The following is a 21,335-nucleotide window of genomic DNA, read 5'->3' as shown; positions in this document are numbered from 1 at the left end:
ATATGTTCCCATCCTTTCGTTATAAATAATTACCTATTTTATTTTGATCCTAATTGTTGTACGAGTTCCTGTGCTTTACGTTCATTGTCATAATCTGCATCAACCGCTTCTTTGTATCCTTCATGATTGTAGATAGAAATAACTTCTTTACCTGCATCTGTTTGGGATATGTTAATGAAAGCTTGTTGCAAAGCTTGTTTTAGAGCATCATCCATAATTTCAGCGTTTTTACTTACGCTAATTGTGTCATTATAAATTCCTGGTGTCACACCAATCACATCTGTTTCTTCCCAAATGGAAGCCGTACGACTAAACTCGGAAGTCCACTTTTCTTCATTGTCACGACGAGCATCCGCATATGTTACTAATACGTCCGTTTGTCCAGCTGCTAATTGAGCAAATGCACTTCCGTAAGAGTCAACTTGCACAACATTCGCCAAATCCGTAATCGTTTTATCGAAATTTTCTTGTAACCATAGTGCAGGGTAAATATAGCCCGCTGGTGATGAAGAGGACATAACACTCCAGTTTGCGTTGTTTACATCGTCAAACGTTAACTCTTCCCCATTATTAATTTTTGCAGCAATTGCCTTCCCTTTTTCTGAAGGGCCTGCAATAATTAATGCACGATAAGAAGTTGTTTGCGTGTCAGTTGGTTCTGTTGGCTCATTGTCATTCCAGTCTTTCGCCGAATCTGAATCATTACTTAGTCCTGCACGAGTAGAAGTTAAAATTACTTCTGCGCCGTCATCATATAGTACATACGTACCCCCTGGGATTAGACCGATATCAGTAGTTCCAGCTGAAAGTGCCTCTCCTACTGCTTCGTAGTTTGTACCTACAGTGATATCTACTTCATCTACTTTATAACCAAGTGTCGCTAATTCTTCTGTTAATAAATTTTTCAATGGTTCCGTTGCTGTAATAATTTCTTCTGGATCTCTTGAAGGAACAAATCCAATCGATAGTTTTTCAAGGGAGATCATTTCTTCATTAGTATCTTCACTTGATTCAGTTTGTATTTCTGTTTCTGTTTCTGTCTCCGTTTCTGTTTCTGCTGGAGTTTCATCATTTCCACATGCAACTAAAAAAAGTGCAATTAAAAATGTAACTCCCAAATACATATATTTTTTCATCAAACCAAATTTCCTCCTCTATAAATCGAATTCTATATTAGTTTAATTACCCTCTATTAACAAAGTATGGGATTTTCGTAAAAATTATTTCATTTTTTTAAAGGTTCAATTAATTTTCTCTTCTATTAATTTTTTTCTCATATGTACTAATTTTTAGTTTTAATGATCTACATTTATTCAGTAAGTACGAGATATACATAGTTGCAAATCAGGCTGAAGTGTAATCGGACATAACCCCTAGTGAACTTTGGACAATTAAACTTCAGGCATAACCATGATATAAATAAAGATTATCCACCGACTCCAATTCCTCTGGCGTATACTCAAAAGAACATCAAGTCGCTCTATTACCTAACAATGTTAAATCCTTTAAACCTTGGCTTTTGCCAGACATAATAAAATAACTTTTAAAGAGTTACCTCTAACCAGTCAATCGCAAATATATAGGATAAAAATAAAAAAGCCATGCCCAAATATGGACATGGCGAAACGTTATGTATCTATAGTTTTTTATAGAGAGTATCAGCTATGATCTCTCCCCATTAAATTCGGCTACCTGTTTAGATATAGAATACTTTCGAAAAAGTCAAATAGACTTTAGTTTAATATACCTATGCACAACATTTATTACAAATATAGCCCAATTGCATGCAAATTATTAGGTGCATTTTAGTGAGCATTAACCCGAATTTCAACTGGACCATCTGCTATTTCTATCCATTCAGTTGGGGTATCTAGGACTTGTGCGAACCAGTAATAAGGCACAACGCTTTTAATCCCATGACAGGCATCATGCCAAATCCCTTCATTCAACACAACAACATCCCCTGGATGAATAATGATTGCTTTGATATCTTCTGAACATACTACATTATGTTGTTGACTACTCATATTGTAGTACTTACCATATTCAGAAAAATTCATTGAAGAAACAGGTTGCGCAATTATCTTCATTCAGTACCCCTCCGCCATACGTATTTCTATTAAACTAAGAAACAGTCGAACGCATTGTCTACGAGAAGATTTTGCGCCTTCATAAATTCGAGAATCTCCCCGTTTGAAGCTACTCCCCCACGAGGACCCATTACAGTCACTGCTCGGGCAGCTGCTGCGTTTGCAAACTGGGCCACATGTGCCAGATTATCACTTTTATTTAACGCATGAATAAATGAACTACAAAATGTGTCGCCTGCTCCAGTTACGTCAACAACCTCAACTGAAATTCCTGGAACACTAATCTGCTGATCTTTTGTATATACGACACATCCATCTTCTGCATGTGTTACTACTACAATTTCAGTTCCAAATTCCATCAATTGAGCTACTGCTTCTTCAGATGTCTTTCCGTTTCTATACACATCAAAACCAATCGTGTTAAAAAATACGATGTCCATCTCTTCAATAAATCGTTCGTCACCAGCTTCTAAATGAGCTACATCCAGGTCATAAACCATCTTCGCACCACTTGCTCTAACTTTCCTAATAATATCAAGTGCACTCATATCTCCACAGCGTAAAGGCCTGATTTCTGAAATACAAGTATAGACGTATTTTGCCTGACACATGGCATTGATAATTTCATCCGTTATTTCAAAATGTGTAATACCCATTGTAGGGATAAATAATGTATGGTCACCTTCTGCCAGTATAATCATATTCTTCGCATCTGGCAGCGTATCATCACGGAGAATATAGCGTGTGTCTATTCCCCTATCCTGTAAATCTTTACATAGAATTTGTGTAATGCTTCCACTATTTAGTAAAGCAAGATAGTAAATATTTTCATTATAAGACGCATAGACACTTGCTGCATTCGCTATCATTCCACCTACGTAGGCGTCTAATGTTTCAACAAGGACTTTTTCACGAATCCCCGGCCAATATGGAGATCTATAATATTGGTCTAACGCAATGTCTCCTACAAAAAAAGAATAATCCTTTTTCATCTATATCCCTCCACTACCGATTAGAAAAGCCTATCGTATGTTTTTTACTTTTTCCATAAAATGTTGAACGTTTTCAACACTAACATTTCCATCATCTTTAAATGTATCTTTCAAATAACTTCCTACAATTGCAGCATCCGCTACTTCTAGTTGCTCTTTAAAGTTATCTGCAGTAATTCCTGCACCGACAACAAGCGGGAAGTCATTCCCCATAATTCTTCTGAACTCCTCAATTTTCGTAATATCTGTTTCAAGACCTGTTCCCTCGCCTGTTACGACAATTGCATCGCATCTGTCCATTCCTATTTGTAAGTCCTCTTCTAATGACCTTCCAGACAAATAAGGTTGATATTTAAATCTGACACCACCAAGTACAAAAGCATTCGTTTGTTTACGTGCGTTCATAATCCATTTTTCAAACTCTCGATCATCCTCTTGCTTTAGATGTCCCGCAACTGAGTCTAATTGGATGAATTTAGCATCGTATTTATTAGCTAGCTCAAATGCCTTCTTATCGTCATCAAGCACGTTGAGACCGTATATAATATTTTTCCTGTTTTGGCATATATAACTTAGTACTTCCTCGACAACCTCAGGAGAGCCAAAATAGTTTTCAATGATAACCGCGTCAACTCCATTGTCAATCAATTGATCGATTTCATGTTTCGCAATGTCAATTTTCTCTTTATCGCTTTCGCCTTTTAAATGGATCATTGCCAATATAGGTTTTTTTACATTAAATAAGCTTAGAAAATCCTCTGTTTGAATACGCAAGCCCTTCACCTCATACGAATATTTTTGTTTCCCAGTTCATAACTACCTTTTCAGTAGTTCCACCAATTCATGTCGGAAAATGATATTCCCGTCTAATCCGAGTTCCTCGGAAATCTCACCAATTTGAGGTTTTTTAAGCCTCGCTTCCGTTATTATTTCTTTGGACCAAAATATATTCCGTGCCGAATCATCTGCTATAATCCTTTTATTCGCCATCGTTACTACGCGTGTAAAATTATCTGCTACAAACTCCATATCATGAGTAATAGTAATAACACATTTTCCCTCATCTTGTAATCTATCTAACAGATTTGATAGTGTTTTAATTCCATGTAAATCCTGTCCTGCAGTTGGTTCATCAAGAATGATATACGGGGTTTCAAGTGCCAAAACCATTGCGATGGTTACAAACTTACGGGTCGAATAGGGAACATCGAAAGGATTCATATGTAGATACCCCTCAATCCCAGTCATTTCAACCGCCCGACTGACACGTCGTTTGATTTCTTGTGGATTTAGTTTCAAATAATGGAGCATGTATTCGATTTCTTTCTGGACATTGCTATTAAAAATCTGATCATCTGGATTTTGAAAGACGTAGCCAACATACGCTGAAATTTGAGCTGTAGTTTGCGTTTTGGTATTCATGCCATTGATGAGTACATCACCGCTTGTTGGCTTGTTCAATCCATTCATTAGCTTCACTGCCGTCGTCTTTCCTGCTCCATTCTGTCCGACAATCGCTACTCTTTCCCCTTTTTGAATGATCAAATTTAGCTCTTCGTTGGCAACATGTCCATCAGGGTACGCAAACGAAACGTTTTTTAATTCAATTGCTTCCATTTACACACCCACCCTTTGTTTGATCTGTTCAATTACTTGAGATTTCGTTATCGCTATTGAATCTAGTTGTTTATTTGCCTTTTGCATATCGTAACTGAGCATAGATGCTTGCGGAAGCATGACACCCATTTGAAGTAGGTCCATATTGGAAAGTACTTCTTGCGTAGAACCACTTAAAGTAATCTGTCCATCCTTTAACACAATAACCTCATCCGAATATTCAGCTATCAAATCCACTTTATGCTCAACTAGAAAAATGGTTTTCCCTTGATTTCTAAGCAAGTTAATAATTGAAAAAATCTCAGCAGTACTTTCTGGGTCAAGCTGTGAAGTCGGCTCATCAATCACAATAATATCGTTATTCATTGCAATAATAGATGCAAATGCAACTCGTTGTTTTTGACCACCCGAAAGATTATTCGGATTCTTCTTTATTAGCTGTTCAAGTTTGAGAAGCTTCACAACTTCTATGACTCTATCGATCAACGCCTCTTTTTCCATTCCTAGATTTTCAAGGCCGAGTGCGATTTCTTCAAAGACAGTTTCTTTAATGCCACTTATTTGTGTAAACGGATTTTGAAAGATATACCCTATTTTCGTGGACAATAAATTACTATCCCAATTGCGTACATCGGTCTCTTCAATAAATACATCACCAGTAAGCTCACCTTCAAAGAAATGTGGAATCATTCCTCTGAGCAAATTACAAAATGTGGTTTTCCCACTACCGTTAGCTCCAATAATTCCATAACACTTCCCTTTCTCGAACTCGTAGTTAAGCTCTTTTAGGGCAAAACCTTCAGTATATGGATATTTATAAGATACATTTTTAACTGAAATACAGTTCATCCAACAACCCTCCATACGATAAATCCTACAAAAACAAGATTGATAAGTATCAAAACGGACTTCTCAGACAGAGAAACTGGACGCAATTCTCGCAAATGCGTATTTTTTCCGGGTGCATAAAATGCTCTTGCATCCATCGCAATTGCCTTTTCTTCTGAATTTGAAATGGCTCCTAAAAACAACGGTCCTAGTATCGGGAAAAATGATTTGATTCGATTAGTGACTTTTCCCTCTGTCTCTATTCCACGTGCTTTCTGTGATTCCATGATTAGCTTTGACATGTTCCCAAGGTCAATAATGGACTGGAGCGAAGAAAGAATTACGTAGGTAGCTGTGTGCGGTACACCTTTTTTTTCTAGAACGAGCATTAAGTCTCTTGCTTGCGTTGCAACACTATACAATACAAGTGCTCCGCAAATTGCCACGACTAATGTAGCAAACTGTAAACCATGGTCCACTCCTTCTTGTGTTATTGTGAGGAAGCCAATTTTCATCAAAACATCTTCTCCAGGTATGAACATCGCTCGCATAATGAAGAGCAATGAACCTATCAATAACGCTAACCTTACGTAGACCTTCGAGAATTGTTTAAGTCGACTGGACGCTGCTGCAATTAAGAAGTAAAAGAGAATGATTACCACGCTAACTTCCCAACGTTTAACAACAATCGGAATGATAGCTAAAATGAGGATAATATTTAACTTACTTAGTGGATTAAGATCCAAAAACCAATTATTTTGTACTTGTGGCTTTTTAAACGAATTGATAAACTCATAATCCATTTTCATGTCTCCTTTTCAAAATCATAGAACTACTCAACATTTGAATCTATTCCAACTTAGATATAGCAAATTACCCCACATGCAAAAATACGTTACATGCGGGGATAAGCGAATGAATTATAAATCCTATCACTGTTATGCTACTTTTCGAGATGCACCTTGCACTTTATCCATATCAATCAGAACATGTCCAAGTGGAAGCTTCGCCAATGTTCTAACTGGAATACTTTTGAGAATGAAAAATACAATAATTAATGTCGGAATTTTATCCAGTAAATCAGCAAACAACTCCGAAATAAAAGCACCTGCCTGTACCGAAAAGCCTATCGTCATTAACATTCCAGTAATCATGCCCGTCGTCCCAGCACCTAATCCATCAAATAGTAATATGGTGATCATTGACCCAACGCCTCCACCAATAATGGCGAAACCAAAACCAGCAATAACTGTCTTCCATAGTTTTTTAAATACACCTTTTTTCGATAAATAACCTGCGAGTAAACCGAAGCCAATATTCAACCAAATGTAAGCTAGTGATGTAGGATTTGTTACGGAAATACTCACATTTGTGATTGCTCCAACGAGTGCTCCTGGAATTCCTCCGCAAAGTGCTCCTACTGTAATCGTTCCTATTGAATCCAAATAGAGTGGTAATTTTAATAAGAGTGCGATTTGACCTCCGATAAAGTTGACTGCGATACCAATAGGAATTAAAAAGATTGTTAACTTGTTCATCTTTTTCACATGACGTCCCCCATTCAATTTTTTTATAGAAATTAAATAAAATTATTTAATCTTTACCATCTGGATATAGCTCTTATCGAAATGTATACGCTTCCACAAATTTATAGGTGTCTCTATCTAAATCAAGCTTTTTTATATAGACGCATTAATGCTCGTCATTATATTGAATTCAATAGAGGGAGCATAAATAATTTTCACTTTTTCTACTCTTACATTGTTTTGATCGTATATATTTCCTTCCGCTTTCAATAACGCCACTTCTTCATCTTTTAACTCTAGTATTTTCCTCATTTGATCATCAACTAAAACCGGAGACAAAGAGATTTCTGAACGCGTCGGGCTAACTCGATACTGTTCACGCAGTATTTTGTAAAGCGATTCGTTTTCAAAATTATTTTTGTCCAGGTCTGGAAATAAGCTCACTGGTATCAATGAGGTATCAATCATTAAATAACTAACTACATCTTCCTTTTTCACACCGCGAACTCGCGTCAACTGATAGTATTCTGTTCCATCAATTATCAGCCTACTTTGCTCTAATACTTTCGAAATAGCTTCTTCGTTTCGGTTTTTCAAATAATCAGTAAAACCACCAAAATTAGTAATGCTGTATTGAAGTGGACTTAGACGTACAAAAGTACCTTTCCCACGAACTTGATGGACTAACCCCTCATTCACTAACAATGACAACGCTTTTCTAATCGTGCCTCTCGTTGTATCGAACAACTTCATCATCTCAGTTTCAGATGGAATCGCTTCCCCTTGTTTGTACTCACCATTTACTATCTTCAATCTCAGTTGACGATGTAGTTGAATATACAAAGGAGTAAAATCATTCTTATCTAGCAATTCTAATCCTCCTCATTCACATTTTAGTAGTTGACCACTTATGTGTACAAGTTGATATTAACATCGCTGACTTACTAGCGTCAATAGTCTTTCTATTTATTTTTTTGTTTAAGTGTAGTAGACAGTATCCGTAAATTGTGTAATTGTAACTACTCAAATTCTGCAAGTTCATACAAAAAAATACCCTAAAACAAATAGAATTGCTTTAGGATCACGTATTTAATTTTTTGGAGAATTAATGTTCTAGCAATACAGTTGTTTGTAACACAGCGATATTTATGGAGTTTTCTTTACAATGTTCCTTCCCTCCATTAAACTTTTATGGACAACATGCTTTTTTTAAAAAGAGGACGTACACTTAACAACACGTTACAGGGAGGATTTATACATGCATAACATTCAAGAGATTATAGAAACTAGAGATTTCATTATAAGTAAGACAGACCAACGTCCTGTGATTGGACTTATTTTAGGCTCGGGGCTAGGAAGTCTTGCCGATGACATTCAAAATGCTGTCAAAATTCCTTATAGCGAGATTCCACACTTTGCAAAATCCGAAGCAATTGGACATGCAAATGAACTTGTTATTGGCGAACTAAACGGAAAGATTGTAGCTGCGATGAAAGGTCGTTTTCATTATTATGAAGGATTTACTTTGGATGAAGTAACTTTCCCAGTACGTGTGATGAAAGCGCTAGGTATAGAGAACGTCATTATTACAAATGCTTGCGGTGCCGTAAACACAAGCTTTAACCCAGGAGACTTAATGCTAATTTCAGACCATATCAATTTGACAGGCGCTAATCCGTTAATCGGGCCAAATAACGACGAATTAGGAACTCGTTTCCCTGACTTATCAGACGTATATAACAAGGAGCTTCGTAGTATTGCAACTAAAGTAGCGAACGAACAAAACATGCAATTACAACAAGGCGTTTACGCTTGGTGGAGTGGACCTACTTACGAAACTCCAGCAGAAATCCGCATGATTCGTACATTAGGAGCTGACGCTGTCGGTATGTCTACAGTACCAGAAGCGATTGTAGCTACTCATGGCGGGATGAAAGTACTTGGTATTTCTTGCTTAACGAATATGGCATGTGGAATATTAGACCAACCGTTGAACCATGATGAAGTAATTGAAGTTGCTAGTCAGGTAAAGGTAAAATTTGTTGGATTGGTTAAAGGTATTTTGAAAGAGATATAAAAAAAATGTCCCTGTGTCAGAAACAATTCTAAATTGTTTTCGACACAGGGACAAAAAATCACTTTCACAGCTCATTAGATTTTTTCATATCCTCCACAAAAGCTCTTACCTCTTCCTCTTTCGTCGCCCATGATGTTACTAATCGAATAGCTGAATGGGTAGAATCAACCTTTTCCCATACAATAAATGCGTAATTTTTTTGAAGCTCCGCGATTAGTGCATTCGGTAATATTGGAAAGATTTGATTTGATGGAGAATAGGTCAAAAATGAAAAATCGGCATTGCTACATTCTTCTCTAAGAATGGTTGCCATCTTATTCGCATGTTGAGCCAATTCGAAAAACAAATCATCCCGGAACAGTTCATAAAATTGACTACCTAAAAGTCTCCCTTTTGCTAGAAGTGCCCCTTTTTGTTTCAAATGAAAACGAAAATCTTCTTTTAAAGAATTGCAGCAGATGACTAACGCCTCTCCTAAAAGCGCACCGTTCTTGGTCCCACCAATATAGAAAGCATCCACAAGTGATGGAATGTCACTTAGCTTTAAGTCATTATCATCAGAGCATAGTGCTGATCCCAGTCTTGCCCCATCCATGTACAATAGAAGATTCTGCTCTTTACAAAAATCCCTTAAATCCGTCAGTTCACTCTTTATGTAAATAGAGCCAATTTCTGTTGAATTTGATAGGTAAACCAACTTTGGTTTTACCATATGTTCATCTGTATGTAGGTCCAGAACTTCTTTTATTAGAGAGGGATTCAGTTTTCCATCTTTTGTTTCTACCGATATGACTTTATGTCCAGTAGCTTCAATCGCACCTGTTTCATGTGTGAAAATGTGACCTGTACTAGCAGCAATTGCCGCTTCATGTGGTCGAAGAAAAGCGGAAATTGCCGTTAAGTTTGTTTGGGTTCCACCCGATAATAGGTGTATATCAACGTCCTGTCTTCCTAATTTCTCCCTCAAAAGCTCGATTGCTTTTTGAGTAAAGCTATCCTCTCCATAGCCTGCCTCTTGTACAAAATTCGAATCTAATAAAGCCTGTAAAATTCTAGGATGTGCCCCTTCAGCGTAATCATTCTTGAAGCTATACATATAAATTCCTCCACTCATTTAATATCGTTATTGTATCATGCTAGATTCCCTGAAAGGTACTGGGTTCTAATGCAATTCAGAATTATTTTAGTAGTTAGGCCAAATGTATAAAAAGTCAACTTTTCAACTAAATTTTAAAGAGTTTCATTGTTAAAAACACAAGTTATATGGTAGGATTAATCTGTATTTAATAGACTGATAATTCTAATAAAACAAAAAGGTGGATTAACTAATGAAATATGGTTTTTGGTTGCCGGTTTTCGGAGGATGGCTACGTAATGTAGAGGATGAAAATATGCCCGCTACATTTGATTATGTTAAAAATGTGGCACAAAATGCGGAAAACTTAGGCTATGATATGACACTCATTGCAGAGTTAAACTTGAATGATATTAAAGGAGTGGAAGCCCCTACATTAGATGCATGGTCTACAACCGCGGCAATTGCAGCGGTTACGAATAAATTAGAAATTTTAACTGCTATCCGCCCAGGGTTTTACAATCCAGCATTGTTTGCAAAAACGGCGTCAAATATCGACCATATTAGTGGGGGTAGAATTTCTTTAAATGTTGTCTCCGCTTGGTGGGAAGAGGAAGCGCGCCAATATGGTGGTGTTTTCACTGCTCATGATGAGCGCTATGCTCGTACAGAGGAGTTCCTTGAAGTATTAAAGGGCTTATGGACACAAACACCTTACTCATTCAAAGGGAAATTTTACGAATATGAAAATGCGTACTTATCGCCTAAACCAGTTCGCAATCAACATATCCCCCTATATGCGGGAGGAGAAAGTGAAGCAGGAAAACAAGTAATAGCTAAAGACTGTGACTCATACGTTATGCATGGTGGCACGATTGAAGAGGTGCAAGAGAAAATAGAAGATATGAGAAAACGACGTTTAGAACTTGGCAAAATACCATTTGATACGTTTGGAATGTCTGCTTATATTGTTTGCCGCGATACAGAAGAAGAGGTTCAAGCAGAGCTAGCACGCATTCAAAATATACAAGAGGAAAGCGCAGGTTATGCGGGCTATCAAGATTTCATTAGCAAATCTCAGCTAAATGTCAAAGTTAGCTTAGAGGATTATTCCGTATCAAACCGTGGTTTACGTCCGAATTTAATTGGAACACCAGAGCAAATCGCGAAAACAATATTAGCATATGAAGAGGTAGGAGTGAACCTACTTATTCTTCAATTTTCTCCACAACTGGAGGAAATGCAACGCTTCTCTGAGAAAGTAATGCCAATTGTTGAACAGCTTAGATCCCAAAAGTTAGGAGCTCTTTAATATGTCAAAAATTTATGTTATCCACGAAAATGATGAATGGACAATTCATTTAACGAAACGATTAGAAGAACTAAAAGTCCCTTACGAAGTATGGCATTTAGATGAGGGAATTGTTGATTTAACAGTAGCGCCTCCAGAAGGTGTTTTCTATAGCCGCATGAGTGCCTCATCCCATACACGCAATCACCGTTATGCACCGGAACTAACAGCTGGAGTGCTTGCATGGTTGGAGTTTCACGGACGTGCAGTATTTAATGGCACGAGTGCACTATCGTTAGAATTAAGTAAAATTAACCAATATCTTGCATTAGAAAAAGCAGGCATTCGTACTCCTAAAACAATCGGTGCAGTTGGGAAAGAGCAAGTCATAAAAGCTGCTGAAAAATTAGGGAAAGCTTCCTTTATTACAAAACATAATCGGGCTGGAAAAGGATTAGGCGTACAATTATTCCACTCCATCGATGCGTTAAAGGCTTATTTAAAAAGCGAACTATATGAAGAACCAGTGGACGGCATTACGTTAATTCAAGAATACATTAAAGCACCAGAATCGTTTATTACCCGTGCTGAATTTGTAGGCGGAAAATTTGTTTATGCAGTTAAAGTGGACACATCAAACGGCTTCGAACTTTGCCCAGCAGACGCTTGCCAAATCGATGATCTATTTTGCCCTGTTGGCGAACAAGTGGAAGAAAAGCCGAAATTCGAAATCATTCACGAGGTTGATTCAGAACAAATTGCACAATACGAAGCTTTTTTACAGACCAACAAAATCACAGTGGCAGGGATTGAATTTATTTCGGATGAGAATGGTTCAGTGTACACTTATGACATTAATACAAACACAAACTATAATAGTGATGCAGAAGCGAAGGAAGGCAAGTACGGCATGCTGGAGCTAGCCAAATTCCTAGAAAAAGCATTAGAAGCACAAAAACTAACCGTATAAATAGAATAGATTTGAAAAGCACCCTGGAAAATTTCCAGGGTGCTTTAGTCTATAAATGAATAGGTCCCTCAGGTCCAACAGGAAATCCTAATAAGTACCAAACGATAACAAGTATAATCCATACGATTCCAAAGAATACAGTGTATGGGAATAAGGCGGATATTAAAGTTCCCAAACCAATATTTTTATCATACTTTTTCGCAAATGATAATAATAATACTAAATATGGAAGCATCGGAGTAATTGGATTTGTAATGGAATCTCCAACACGATAAATTGCTTGCGTAAATGCTGGATCATAATCCAAGTACATGAACATCGGCACGAATATTGGAGCTAAAATGGCCCACTTTGCGGATGCACTTCCGATCAATAAGTTCACACATGCAACAAAAATGATGAATAGGACGATTAAAGGAATACCTGTAATCCCAGCACTATCCAGAATGTTTGCCCCTTTGATTGCGATAATCGGACCAAGATTGCTAGCTGCGAAGAACGAGAGTAATTGAGCAGCGAAGAATACCAATACAATATACGGTCCCATAGTACTCATAGACTTCCCTAACATATTCCCGAAGTCTTTTGAACTTTTAATGGACTTAGAACCAATTCCATAAAACAATCCCGGAATAAAGAAAAAGATTGTTAATAGTGGTACAATTCCAGTAATTAATGGGGAACCCTCTATAATAGAACCTGTTTCAGGATTACGTAAAAGCCCGTTTTCAGGAATGATCATTGCTAATAGAATAAGCACAAAAACAACAACAGAAATACCAGCCCATCGGAGTCCTCGCTTTTCCTCAGAAGAGACAACTTCCATTTCTTCTATTTCGCCTGTATAAGTGCCAAAACGAGGAATCGTAAACTTATGCGTAACCCATAAAGAAACAAATAAAAGCACAACAGTTGATACAGCGATAAAATAATAATTCATAGCAGGATTTGCTACATAACTTGGATCCACTGTTTGCGCAGCAGGTCCTGTAAATCCGGCAACTAGCGTATCCGACATACCGATTATTAAGTTAGCCGCAAACGCCCCTAACGTCGAAGCATATGCGACAACTAATCCAACTAAAGGATGATAACCAAACGCCATCAAAACTACGGCCGCAAGCGGTGGTAAAACGATTGGACCTGCATCTCCCGCAGCATTCCCAATAATGGCAATAAGAATCACGCTTGGAATGATCAACTTTTTAGGTGTCGCCATTACTGCACGCTTCATAAGTACCGCAAAGAAACCACTTTGTTCTGCTAGTCCAATCCCAATCATCATGACAAGAACCATACCAAGCGGAGCAAATGAACTAAAGTTCGTAACGGAATTCGTCAAAATATTAACTAGACCATCACCAGTTAAGAGATTAGTTGCTTTTACCGTTTCTCCAGTAACTGGATGAATTGCAGATACATTAAATAACGAGGTAACAAAAGAGGCCGCTAAAGCGATCCCGCAAAGAATGATAAATAATACAATCGGATCCGGCAATTTGTTACCGGCAAACTCTATTGAATCGAGCATTCGGTCAAAAAATGACCTTTTCTTTTTCTCTGTATTTTGAGCCATAAATTCTCCTTCTAAGATGCTTATTTATTTTTGGTTAGAGTTAAGGCAGTAAACACATGGAATTTTAACCCGTCCATAAAAGCATTTTCATCAATGTCAAATTTCGGGTGATGATGTGGATACGTTATACCCTTTTCTACGTTTCCAGCACCTATAAAAACGAAGCAAGCAGGCAACTCATCACTAAAAGCAGAAAAGTCTTCTCCTCCAAGTATCGGATCAACCCATTCAAGCTTATTTTCCGATAAATGCTCCTCTAATACACCCACTACTTGGTCTGTTACTTCCTTATCATTCATGACAGACCCATAGCCATACGTATAAGTAACATTGACTTCTGCACCATTTGCTTTTGCTATTCCTTCCGCAACGTCTATAATGCGACTTTTGACAAGTTCACGGACGTCCGTGCTAAGCGTTCGAACAGACCCACCAATTTCCACTGTATCGGGAATAACATTCAGTGCTTCACCGCCAGCAGTAAATTTAGTGACAGACACTACCCCCGCTTCTAAAGGAGCTACTGATCGAGAAATGATATGATTCAACCCTGTTACAATTTGTGCACCTGTAGCAAGAGGATCTACCGTCAATTCTGGTGTGGAAGCATGTCCACCTTTTCCTTGAACAGTCATTTCAAATACATCGCTTGCTGCCGTAACAGCACCATAACGAATATGGATAGTACCAGTTGGAACCGTTGAAAATAAATGAACGCCCACCACTTGATCTACCCCATCAAGTACGCCTGCAGCAACCATTTCTTGTGCTCCACCCGGCGGTAATTCTTCGGCATGTTGGAAGATGAAAACCACTTCACCACTTAAATCATTCCGGTTATCTTTTAACACTTTTGCTGCTCCTAAAAGCATTGCCGTATGACCGTCATGTCCACACGCATGCATTACACCATCATTTATAGATGCAAATGGCAACGCAGTTTCTTCTTTTATAGGAAGAGCATCCATATCCGCACGAAGTGCAATCACTTTTCCAGGCTGAGCACCCTTTAATCGAGCCACTACGCTCGTTTTAGTAGGTCTTGATAATTCAAAACCACCAAAACTTTCGAGTAGATCATACACATATTGAGATGTGTTGTATTCTTGAAATGAAAGTTCTGGATGCTGATGTAAATGTCTGCGCCACCCAATTACCTCTTGATAAACATCCTCTATTTGTTGAAGAACTGTATTTGATGCCATATATATAAACCACCCTTTCATTTAAGAAATTCCGACTTAACGATCTAACACTTTAGTATGCTAATACGTTATAATATATAATATTTGATGCAATATATCAATGAATTTTGAAGAATTGTTAATAATGATTCAGTTAATTGGGAACAGTTTATGAAAATTATCTAATTATTTCTACTTCTAAATTAAGAAAGAATCCCTGAATAAAAAGAAGCACGCATTCAGTATGTGTGCTTTCCTTTATTTACATGTGAACATTCTTTCGTTTCTAAAACAAACGTAAACGTCCATCTGTACAAACTTTGATACTCAGAGTTATTTGAACTTTGTCTGACGTAGGGAAGAGATTATCACTGCACCTTCCGCAGTTCATCTACAAAAGCGCGCCGTCTTGGATAGGTTTGCAATAAGTCTGAAATCAATTGTCTTACCTCAAATTCATAACCTGCTCCTCTCATCGCCTTAATGGTACGACAAACATCCCGATAGCGTTTACGGTCAGATGCCCTTGCTGCACTTGCATCAATACCTTTTAATGCATTGGACGTTCGGTTTCAAGGTATGAAGCCACCACGTCGGTCTTGAGCGTCATGTATATGATGTAAGATTAGATTTTCGGCAACTTTTATAGAATCACCCGGTTTTGTTAATAGCATCTCAAGCTCTGCTCTAATGGAGGAATGATTTTGGCATACCTTGGTAACCAATGCTACTAATTAGATGTGCCATCTACTTCCGCTTGCCAATTATGCGCATTAATTTGCACGATGTCTTCTACATGACCGTCTACATAATAATCGTACCCACGGTTTAAGATAGTTTTATTAAATTGTTGTTCGAATGTCTTGATATTCATTGGTGCACCTACTTTGTTTTAAAATTCTTCCGCCAACATCGTATTAACCATATCAATATCGAATGCTTCTGGGTCAAAATCATCCCCCAACCATTCAAGGAGTTCCTCTTTCTCTCCTCCATCAGGACCACTTAATACTTCTAATAGATTCTCATATCCATATATTCGACCACAATCTTCTGGAGGGCATGCTCTTTTGCCTTTAGTACAAACCGGACTAGTAAAACATTCATCAAATGGCAGTACTTTTTCCAACAAAATTGTATGGTGCCAATCATCACCAAAGTCATACATATATAAGCACTTATCTCCTTCTTTAGACAACAACTCTCCAATGAGCGTTGTTTCTGCATCCATCTTTTCTCGCATGCTAAAACCGCCAAATGGATCATCTTCATACTCTTCCTCTACTAATATATCCCCTACTTCAAAACTGTATAAATGCATATCCATCCACCCCATCGACGTCTGAATCACATCATGTAGATCACTAAAAGTATAATCGGATGGCACAATAATTCGCCTCCAAATCGGTGGTTTCGATCCTTTCAATGACACCTTTATTTGATATAAAGCCTCCGGGACTGATTCCAATCTTTCAAACAGTTCATCAATTTCTTCCCCACCAACAAATGCTAAAATCTCTTCTAATCTTCTTTTCTCCTTTGGTGGGAACATTTCAAATTCATCTGAACTCTTTAATGCTAGTAGCATAGTACGCACTAATTGATTAACCATCATTCTGATTCGCCTCTTTTCTAATTTTAGTTAGATTATACTTGTAATGAGCTAAAATAAAAGAAAAGTTATAAGCCTAATTTATACACTTTAGTAGTCAAATCACCACAAAAAAACTCACGGAGAAATTATTTCATTTCTCCGTGAGTCCATTCAAGCCAATTTACTTTTATTCACGTCTACATCATCCACCACAATATCTGTTTCAATCTTATTTGCTTTATTGTTTTTTGCTTTAATAAAGAACATGATTGTCAAAATAGCCGTTAATACAATTCCTACGTAGAAGGATAGCTGCAAGTCTAAGCTAAAGCCAATCTTCGCGTTTAAAATATAGACAAAGACCATATAAGTGATAAACAGTGCCGGCACTAGCGATACAAAGTAGTTCTTCCCTTTAATGAACAAATACATTGTCGCAATCCATAAGGCGATTGCCGCAGTTGCTTGGTTTGCCCAAGAGAAGTATCTCCACAAGAGGTTGAAGTCAATTTGCGTTAACAGAGCAGATACAGCAAACAATGGAACTGCAATCATCAAACGTTTCGCCACTTTTTTCTGATCAATTTTCAAGTAATCTGCAATGATTGAACGTGCAGCACGGAATGCTGTATCGCCTGAAGTAATCGGCAGTACAACAGCACCTAGTACCGCGATTGTTCCACCAATAGCCCCTAACAAAGTCATAGATACTTCATTGACAACCGCAGAAGGCGTGCCTGTTTTGATAAACTCACTTAATGTTTGTCCGTCTAACATACTCATTGCAGCAGCAGCCCAGATCATCGCAATGACCGCTTCCGTAATCATCATGCCATAGAATACATAACGACCTTGTGATTCTTTTTCGACTGTTCTAGAAATAATTGGTGATTGCGTCGCATGGAATCCTGACAATGCACCACATGTAATCGTAAAGAATAGAATCGGGAAAATCGGCACATTATCCGGGTGCATGTTCGTTAACGACAATTCTGGAATTGTATAATCAGAGAACAGTAAAGCAGCCCCAACCCCCACAGTACCGATCAATAGTACTGCGCCAAAGTATGGGTACAGTCTTCCGATAATTTTATCAATAGGCAGAATCGTAGATAAGAAATAATAAATAAAAATAACTGTAATGATTGTCCATAATGCTACTTTACCATCCATTAATATGGCTAATAATGAAGCCGGCGTCGTCACAAATACGGTTCCGACTAATAATAGAAGCAATAACGCGAAAACGTTTACAATATGTTTCGAAACATTACCTAAAAACTTTCCAGCTAGCTCTGGAATATGTGCACCTTTGTTACGAATGGAGATCATACCCGTTAAATAGTCATGTACAGCCCCTGCAAAAATGGCTCCGAAAACAATCCATATAAAAGCGACTGGTCCAAATAGAGCACCCATAATTGGTCCGAAAATGGGACCTGTTCCAGCTATATTTAACAGCTGAATGAGCGCATTTTTTTGTTTATGCATCGGCACATAGTCGACACCATCTGCATTTGTATATGCAGGCGTTTTTCGAGCATCCGTAGGATCAAAAATCTTTTCAATGAATTTCCCATAAGTAAAGTATGCAATAATTAACAGTACAATTGCGCTAAAAAATGTAATCATGTGAATTCCCCCTAGTTTCCCCTATTTGTCTACCTTTCTTACTACCCCATATATTTAGTTTATGGCAAATATTCAAAAATAGGAGTTTTTCGGTTTATCATGCAAGTTTAAGTGTTTAACATGCACATAGAGGGGGATAACAGGTTATTACAATTCCAAGCGCTGTCGTAAATCTTTCACGTAATTTCTACTGACAGAAAGCTTCTCATCTAACCCTTCCAATTCAAGCTGATACGCACCGTTAAACCATGGTGTTAATCGGCTGACGTATTTCAAGTTAACGAGATACCCTTTATGAATCCGAAAAAATGAAAAAGGTAATAGGCGACTTTCAAGCTCCTTCAACGTTGTCCGCACAACATAGTCATCGGTTTTCGTAATGATTTTCGTTACTTTGTCATCTCGATAGATATACAAAATATCCTGCGGCAGAATATAATCGATATCGCCGCCTGTTTCTATCGCCAATTTGCCAAGTTTCTCCGTATTGTCAACCGTTTGTGCGGGATATAACCTCTTTTCAATTCGCTCTATCGTCTGCTTTAGCTGCCTTTCATCATATGGTTTCAATAAATAATCGACGGCATTAATTCGAAAGGCCTCCGCCGCAAATTGTGGATAAGCGGTCGCAAAAATGATGAGTGGCACTTTTTTTAATTCCACCAAAGTTTTAGCCACTTCGATTCCATTCATTTTAGGCATCTCGACATCCAAAAAAACAACATCCGGCTGGAGCTGTAACGCCTTTAAAATAGCTGCCTCCCCACTCTCAGCCTCACCAAACACTTGAACGTCCGGAAACTTGCCTAGTAAATACGTTAATTCTTCACGTGCATATCGTTCATCATCTACAATCAAAGTACTAATCGGCCCCATTAGACATACACCCCCAATTTAGGAATTCGAAAGGAAATAGTAGTTCCTTCATTCTCTTTACTTGCAATCGTTAAAGCTGCTTGGTCTCCGAACGTCATTAGTAGGCGACTATTAATATTGAATAGTCCTACACCAGTTCCCGATTCAGACTCAAGCTGCATTTTGCCCAAAACAGCGAGTCGTTCAGGCAATATCCCTTTCCCATTGTCTTCCACCTTAATTTCAATTTCTGCACCAAGGTCACGCACCGTCATTCGAACCACACTATTATTCTCCATATCATTAATGCCGTGGTGGATAGCATTTTCAACAATGGGCTGTAATGTGAAAGGCGGAATCTTTTCATGCAATAGATTCTCATCCACGTCATATAAAATCGTCAGTCGATCTATAAATCTAGCTTCTATAATTTCCAAATATGCTTTCACATGCAAAAGTTCTTGCTCAAGTGTTATTTGAGACGCAGTTGTCCCTGTGACATTTTGCCTCAAAAAGTAGGATAATGACGTCAGTAGTTTCCTTGCCTGATCAGGATCTGTGCGAATCAACGACACAATAATATTCATCGAATTAAATAAAAAGTGGGGATTAATCTGTGCCTGTAACGCTTTGATTTCAGCCTCTTTTGCCAACTGGTAAGCATGATCGGTTTCGGCAATTTCAAGTTGGTTACTTAGTAGAGAACTCAATCCGACGATTAATTCAATATTAACATCTGTAATGACTTTTTCAGATGGATAGTACAGTTTAAGTGTCCCAATAGTTTCGCCTCGCTGAATGAGTGGGACAATGATCGCTGCTCCTAATTGACAACCAGGATAATCGCAGTGAATAGTGCCATCATTGACAACAACCACTTCTCCATGTTGAATGACATCCTTGGTTTCATCCGTCCGTATCGAGCTGCCTACCTTATGGTGATCACTGGCGAGCCCAATATGCGCAAGAATGTCTGTTTGATTGGTCATGGCAACAGCACTTGGCTGTAATTCACGGAATAAAATATTACAAACAGCTTGTGCCGTGTCAGTGTTCATACCTGTACGCAAGTAACTTAGTGTCTGATTCGCAATGCGCAACATTTTCTGCGCCTGCAATGCCATTACTTTCTCTTGTTGGCTGATCACATTATGGACAATCAAAAGAAATAGTGCAGTTCCAACACCATTTGCTAAAATCATCGGTAAACCAATGACCTTAACCAGTGTAAGCGCTTGCTCAAATGGTTTGGATATCAACAAAATCATAGACATTTGCATTGCTTCCATAAGTGCCCCGATACCAAACACTGTAATTGGTTTAAGTGCTCTCCCTTTTCGATAAAAAATGCCTGCAACCACTCCCGCAATGATGGTTGAAAGACCACAGGAGACAGCTGTAAATCCGCCCAATGTCATACGATGAATACCTGCAATCAGCCCTGCACCAATTCCCACACGGTAACCACCTAACAGACCTGCAACAACCACCCCGATGACACGCGAATTCGCAATCGCCTCCTCTGAACCCAATACTGCTGCAACACTATTAAAATGCAGTGTATTCGTATCAAGCGCGACTCCAAAATACGTACCCACAATGCCAAAAAAGCCAAAAAACAAAATCGCCGCAATCTCCTGCTTACGATTCAATTTATCCCGATGCACTAAGTTTTTAAAAAACTGAAAACGAGTCAAAATGAAGGCAACCGCAACAAGCATGCCAACCCTCTCAAGCATTATAACAAGCAAGTCCAACAACGGAATCCCACCTCACTTTTTAAAACAGATTGGTTAAATTATACTGTAAAAACGGAAGGGTATATATCTTTATTTTCAGTTATTGGAAAAGAGGGCGGCTTATGACTTCTGTTCGATTACCAATATCAGGACTGAATTTTATCCCTACAATGTTAAATAGATAGATAACAAAGTTAAAAACCATTGTTTTCAGGGTAAACAAGAAGTACCAATCACAGAACTTCCATCAATACCCACCCACATCAAAAGGAGCTGAAAACAATGGTTA

The 21,335-nt window shown here is 38.1% G+C and carries 20 protein-coding genes; 3 read left to right on the top strand and 17 right to left on the bottom strand.

The window, feature by feature from the left end; translation table 11 throughout:
• Positions 1-38: 38 nt before the first annotated feature.
• The 9 genes from FG383_RS06065 to FG383_RS06025 all read right to left on the bottom strand — a co-directional run bounded on the left by FG383_RS06065 (position 39) and on the right by FG383_RS06025 (position 7,923).
• Positions 39-1,136 carry a phosphate/phosphite/phosphonate ABC transporter substrate-binding protein gene (locus FG383_RS06065; protein WP_185907865.1) on the bottom strand — a complete coding sequence of 366 codons (1,098 nt, stop codon included), beginning with the start codon at positions 1,134-1,136 and terminating at the stop codon, positions 39-41.
• Between the two features lie 669 nt (positions 1,137-1,805).
• The gene (locus FG383_RS06060) at positions 1,806-2,090 is read right to left on the bottom strand and encodes a hypothetical protein (RefSeq protein WP_142605991.1); all 285 of its coding nucleotides are present in this window, start codon (positions 2,088-2,090) and stop codon (positions 1,806-1,808) included.
• Positions 2,091-2,119: 29 nt separating this feature from the next.
• Complete coding sequence (locus FG383_RS06055) at positions 2,120-3,082, bottom strand: carbohydrate kinase family protein (protein WP_142605988.1); 963 nt, start codon at positions 3,080-3,082, stop codon at positions 2,120-2,122.
• A gap of 30 nt (positions 3,083-3,112) precedes the next feature.
• On the bottom strand, positions 3,113-3,856 hold the full coding sequence (locus FG383_RS06050) for a BtpA/SgcQ family protein (RefSeq protein WP_221887507.1): 744 nt from the start codon (positions 3,854-3,856) through the stop codon (positions 3,113-3,115).
• Between the two features lie 42 nt (positions 3,857-3,898).
• Positions 3,899-4,699: an energy-coupling factor ABC transporter ATP-binding protein gene (locus FG383_RS06045; protein ID WP_142605986.1), complete on the bottom strand. Its 801-nt coding sequence runs from the start codon at positions 4,697-4,699 to the stop codon at positions 3,899-3,901.
• Positions 4,700-5,548 carry an energy-coupling factor ABC transporter ATP-binding protein gene (locus tag FG383_RS06040; RefSeq protein WP_142605984.1) on the bottom strand — a complete coding sequence of 283 codons (849 nt, stop codon included), beginning with the start codon at positions 5,546-5,548 and terminating at the stop codon, positions 4,700-4,702.
• Positions 5,545-6,330, bottom strand: coding sequence for an energy-coupling factor transporter transmembrane component T (locus FG383_RS06035; protein ID WP_185907863.1), 786 nt, complete (start codon positions 6,328-6,330; stop codon positions 5,545-5,547). The genes FG383_RS06040 and FG383_RS06035 overlap by 4 nt, the downstream gene beginning before the upstream one ends.
• A gap of 135 nt (positions 6,331-6,465) precedes the next feature.
• Positions 6,466-7,074: a hypothetical protein gene (locus FG383_RS06030; RefSeq protein WP_142605980.1), complete on the bottom strand. Its 609-nt coding sequence runs from the start codon at positions 7,072-7,074 to the stop codon at positions 6,466-6,468.
• A 132-nt stretch (positions 7,075-7,206) separates the two neighbouring features.
• Positions 7,207-7,923 carry a GntR family transcriptional regulator gene (locus tag FG383_RS06025; protein ID WP_142605978.1) on the bottom strand — a complete coding sequence of 239 codons (717 nt, stop codon included), beginning with the start codon at positions 7,921-7,923 and terminating at the stop codon, positions 7,207-7,209.
• Between the two features lie 388 nt (positions 7,924-8,311).
• Between FG383_RS06025 and FG383_RS06020 the strand changes: the two genes are divergently transcribed.
• Positions 8,312-9,130 carry a purine-nucleoside phosphorylase gene (locus FG383_RS06020; protein WP_142605976.1) on the top strand — a complete coding sequence of 273 codons (819 nt, stop codon included), beginning with the start codon at positions 8,312-8,314 and terminating at the stop codon, positions 9,128-9,130.
• Positions 9,131-9,194: 64 nt separating this feature from the next.
• Here the strand turns inward: FG383_RS06020 and FG383_RS06015 are convergent, their stop codons facing one another.
• Entirely contained in the window at positions 9,195-10,226 is a 1,032-nt protein-coding gene (locus tag FG383_RS06015; protein WP_142605974.1) for a threonine aldolase family protein, read from the bottom strand.
• Between the two features lie 232 nt (positions 10,227-10,458).
• On the opposite strand from FG383_RS06015, the gene FG383_RS06010 reads away from it, so the two are divergent.
• Together FG383_RS06010 and FG383_RS06005 are read left to right on the top strand one after the other, a co-directional pair.
• Positions 10,459-11,517 (top strand): LLM class flavin-dependent oxidoreductase, encoded by a 1,059-nt coding sequence (locus FG383_RS06010; protein ID WP_142605972.1) that lies wholly within the window; start codon positions 10,459-10,461, stop codon positions 11,515-11,517.
• Between the two features lies 1 nt (position 11,518).
• Positions 11,519-12,466, top strand: a complete 948-nt coding sequence (locus FG383_RS06005; RefSeq protein WP_142605970.1) for an ATP-grasp domain-containing protein — start codon at positions 11,519-11,521, stop codon at positions 12,464-12,466.
• 49 nt (positions 12,467-12,515) lie between these two features.
• Here the strand turns inward: FG383_RS06005 and FG383_RS06000 are convergent, their stop codons facing one another.
• From FG383_RS06000 to FG383_RS05975, 7 genes are all read right to left on the bottom strand, one after another.
• The gene (locus FG383_RS06000; protein WP_142605968.1) at positions 12,516-14,042 is read right to left on the bottom strand and encodes an AbgT family transporter; all 1,527 of its coding nucleotides are present in this window, start codon (positions 14,040-14,042) and stop codon (positions 12,516-12,518) included.
• A gap of 20 nt (positions 14,043-14,062) precedes the next feature.
• Complete coding sequence (locus tag FG383_RS05995) at positions 14,063-15,247, bottom strand: M20 metallopeptidase family protein (protein WP_142605966.1); 1,185 nt, start codon at positions 15,245-15,247, stop codon at positions 14,063-14,065.
• A gap of 709 nt (positions 15,248-15,956) precedes the next feature.
• The gene (locus FG383_RS20850) at positions 15,957-16,100 is read right to left on the bottom strand and encodes a hypothetical protein (protein ID WP_185907862.1); all 144 of its coding nucleotides are present in this window, start codon (positions 16,098-16,100) and stop codon (positions 15,957-15,959) included.
• 18 nt (positions 16,101-16,118) lie between these two features.
• Positions 16,119-16,841 carry a plasmid pRiA4b ORF-3 family protein gene (locus FG383_RS05990; RefSeq protein ID WP_142605964.1) on the bottom strand — a complete coding sequence of 241 codons (723 nt, stop codon included), beginning with the start codon at positions 16,839-16,841 and terminating at the stop codon, positions 16,119-16,121.
• 150 nt (positions 16,842-16,991) lie between these two features.
• Entirely contained in the window at positions 16,992-18,452 is a 1,461-nt protein-coding gene (locus tag FG383_RS05985; RefSeq protein WP_142605962.1) for a carbon starvation CstA family protein, read from the bottom strand.
• A gap of 147 nt (positions 18,453-18,599) precedes the next feature.
• On the bottom strand, positions 18,600-19,328 hold the full coding sequence (locus tag FG383_RS05980; RefSeq protein ID WP_142605960.1) for a LytR/AlgR family response regulator transcription factor: 729 nt from the start codon (positions 19,326-19,328) through the stop codon (positions 18,600-18,602).
• The gene (locus tag FG383_RS05975) at positions 19,328-21,046 is read right to left on the bottom strand and encodes a sensor histidine kinase (RefSeq protein WP_246096877.1); all 1,719 of its coding nucleotides are present in this window, start codon (positions 21,044-21,046) and stop codon (positions 19,328-19,330) included. The genes FG383_RS05980 and FG383_RS05975 overlap by 1 nt, the downstream gene beginning before the upstream one ends.
• Positions 21,047-21,335 lie beyond the last annotated feature (289 nt).

Source organism: Psychrobacillus soli, from assembly GCF_006861775.1.
Classification (GTDB): domain Bacteria; phylum Bacillota; class Bacilli; order Bacillales_A; family Planococcaceae; genus Psychrobacillus; species Psychrobacillus soli.
This window is presented reverse-complemented; position numbering and strand designations above follow the sequence as displayed.

What these genes read in the sequence shown, in the direction of transcription:
- FG383_RS06065 (WP_185907865.1), bottom strand. Translation starts at nt 1,136, where the DNA reads ATGAAAAAATATATGTATTTGGGAGTTACATTTTTAATTGCACTTTTT.
- FG383_RS06060 (WP_142605991.1), bottom strand. Translation starts at nt 2,090, where the DNA reads ATGAAGATAATTGCGCAACCTGTTTCTTCAATGAATTTTTCTGAATAT.
- FG383_RS06055 (WP_142605988.1), bottom strand. Translation starts at nt 3,082, where the DNA reads ATGAAAAAGGATTATTCTTTTTTTGTAGGAGACATTGCGTTAGACCAA.
- FG383_RS06045 (WP_142605986.1), bottom strand. Translation starts at nt 4,699, where the DNA reads ATGGAAGCAATTGAATTAAAAAACGTTTCGTTTGCGTACCCTGATGGA.
- FG383_RS06040 (WP_142605984.1), bottom strand. Translation starts at nt 5,548, where the DNA reads ATGAACTGTATTTCAGTTAAAAATGTATCTTATAAATATCCATATACT.
- FG383_RS06035 (WP_185907863.1), bottom strand. Translation starts at nt 6,330, where the DNA reads ATGGATTATGAGTTTATCAATTCGTTTAAAAAGCCACAAGTACAAAAT.
- FG383_RS06020 (WP_142605976.1), top strand. Translation starts at nt 8,312, where the DNA reads ATGCATAACATTCAAGAGATTATAGAAACTAGAGATTTCATTATAAGT.
- FG383_RS06015 (WP_142605974.1), bottom strand. Translation starts at nt 10,226, where the DNA reads ATGTATAGCTTCAAGAATGATTACGCTGAAGGGGCACATCCTAGAATT.
- FG383_RS06010 (WP_142605972.1), top strand. Translation starts at nt 10,459, where the DNA reads ATGAAATATGGTTTTTGGTTGCCGGTTTTCGGAGGATGGCTACGTAAT.
- FG383_RS06005 (WP_142605970.1), top strand. Translation starts at nt 11,519, where the DNA reads ATGTCAAAAATTTATGTTATCCACGAAAATGATGAATGGACAATTCAT.
- FG383_RS06000 (WP_142605968.1), bottom strand. Translation starts at nt 14,042, where the DNA reads ATGGCTCAAAATACAGAGAAAAAGAAAAGGTCATTTTTTGACCGAATG.
- FG383_RS05995 (WP_142605966.1), bottom strand. Translation starts at nt 15,247, where the DNA reads ATGGCATCAAATACAGTTCTTCAACAAATAGAGGATGTTTATCAAGAG.
- FG383_RS20850 (WP_185907862.1), bottom strand. Translation starts at nt 16,100, where the DNA reads ATGAATATCAAGACATTCGAACAACAATTTAATAAAACTATCTTAAAC.
- FG383_RS05990 (WP_142605964.1), bottom strand. Translation starts at nt 16,841, where the DNA reads ATGATGGTTAATCAATTAGTGCGTACTATGCTACTAGCATTAAAGAGT.
- FG383_RS05985 (WP_142605962.1), bottom strand. Translation starts at nt 18,452, where the DNA reads ATGATTACATTTTTTAGCGCAATTGTACTGTTAATTATTGCATACTTT.
- FG383_RS05980 (WP_142605960.1), bottom strand. Translation starts at nt 19,328, where the DNA reads ATGGGGCCGATTAGTACTTTGATTGTAGATGATGAACGATATGCACGT.
- FG383_RS05975 (WP_246096877.1), bottom strand. Translation starts at nt 21,046, where the DNA reads ATGCTTGAGAGGGTTGGCATGCTTGTTGCGGTTGCCTTCATTTTGACT.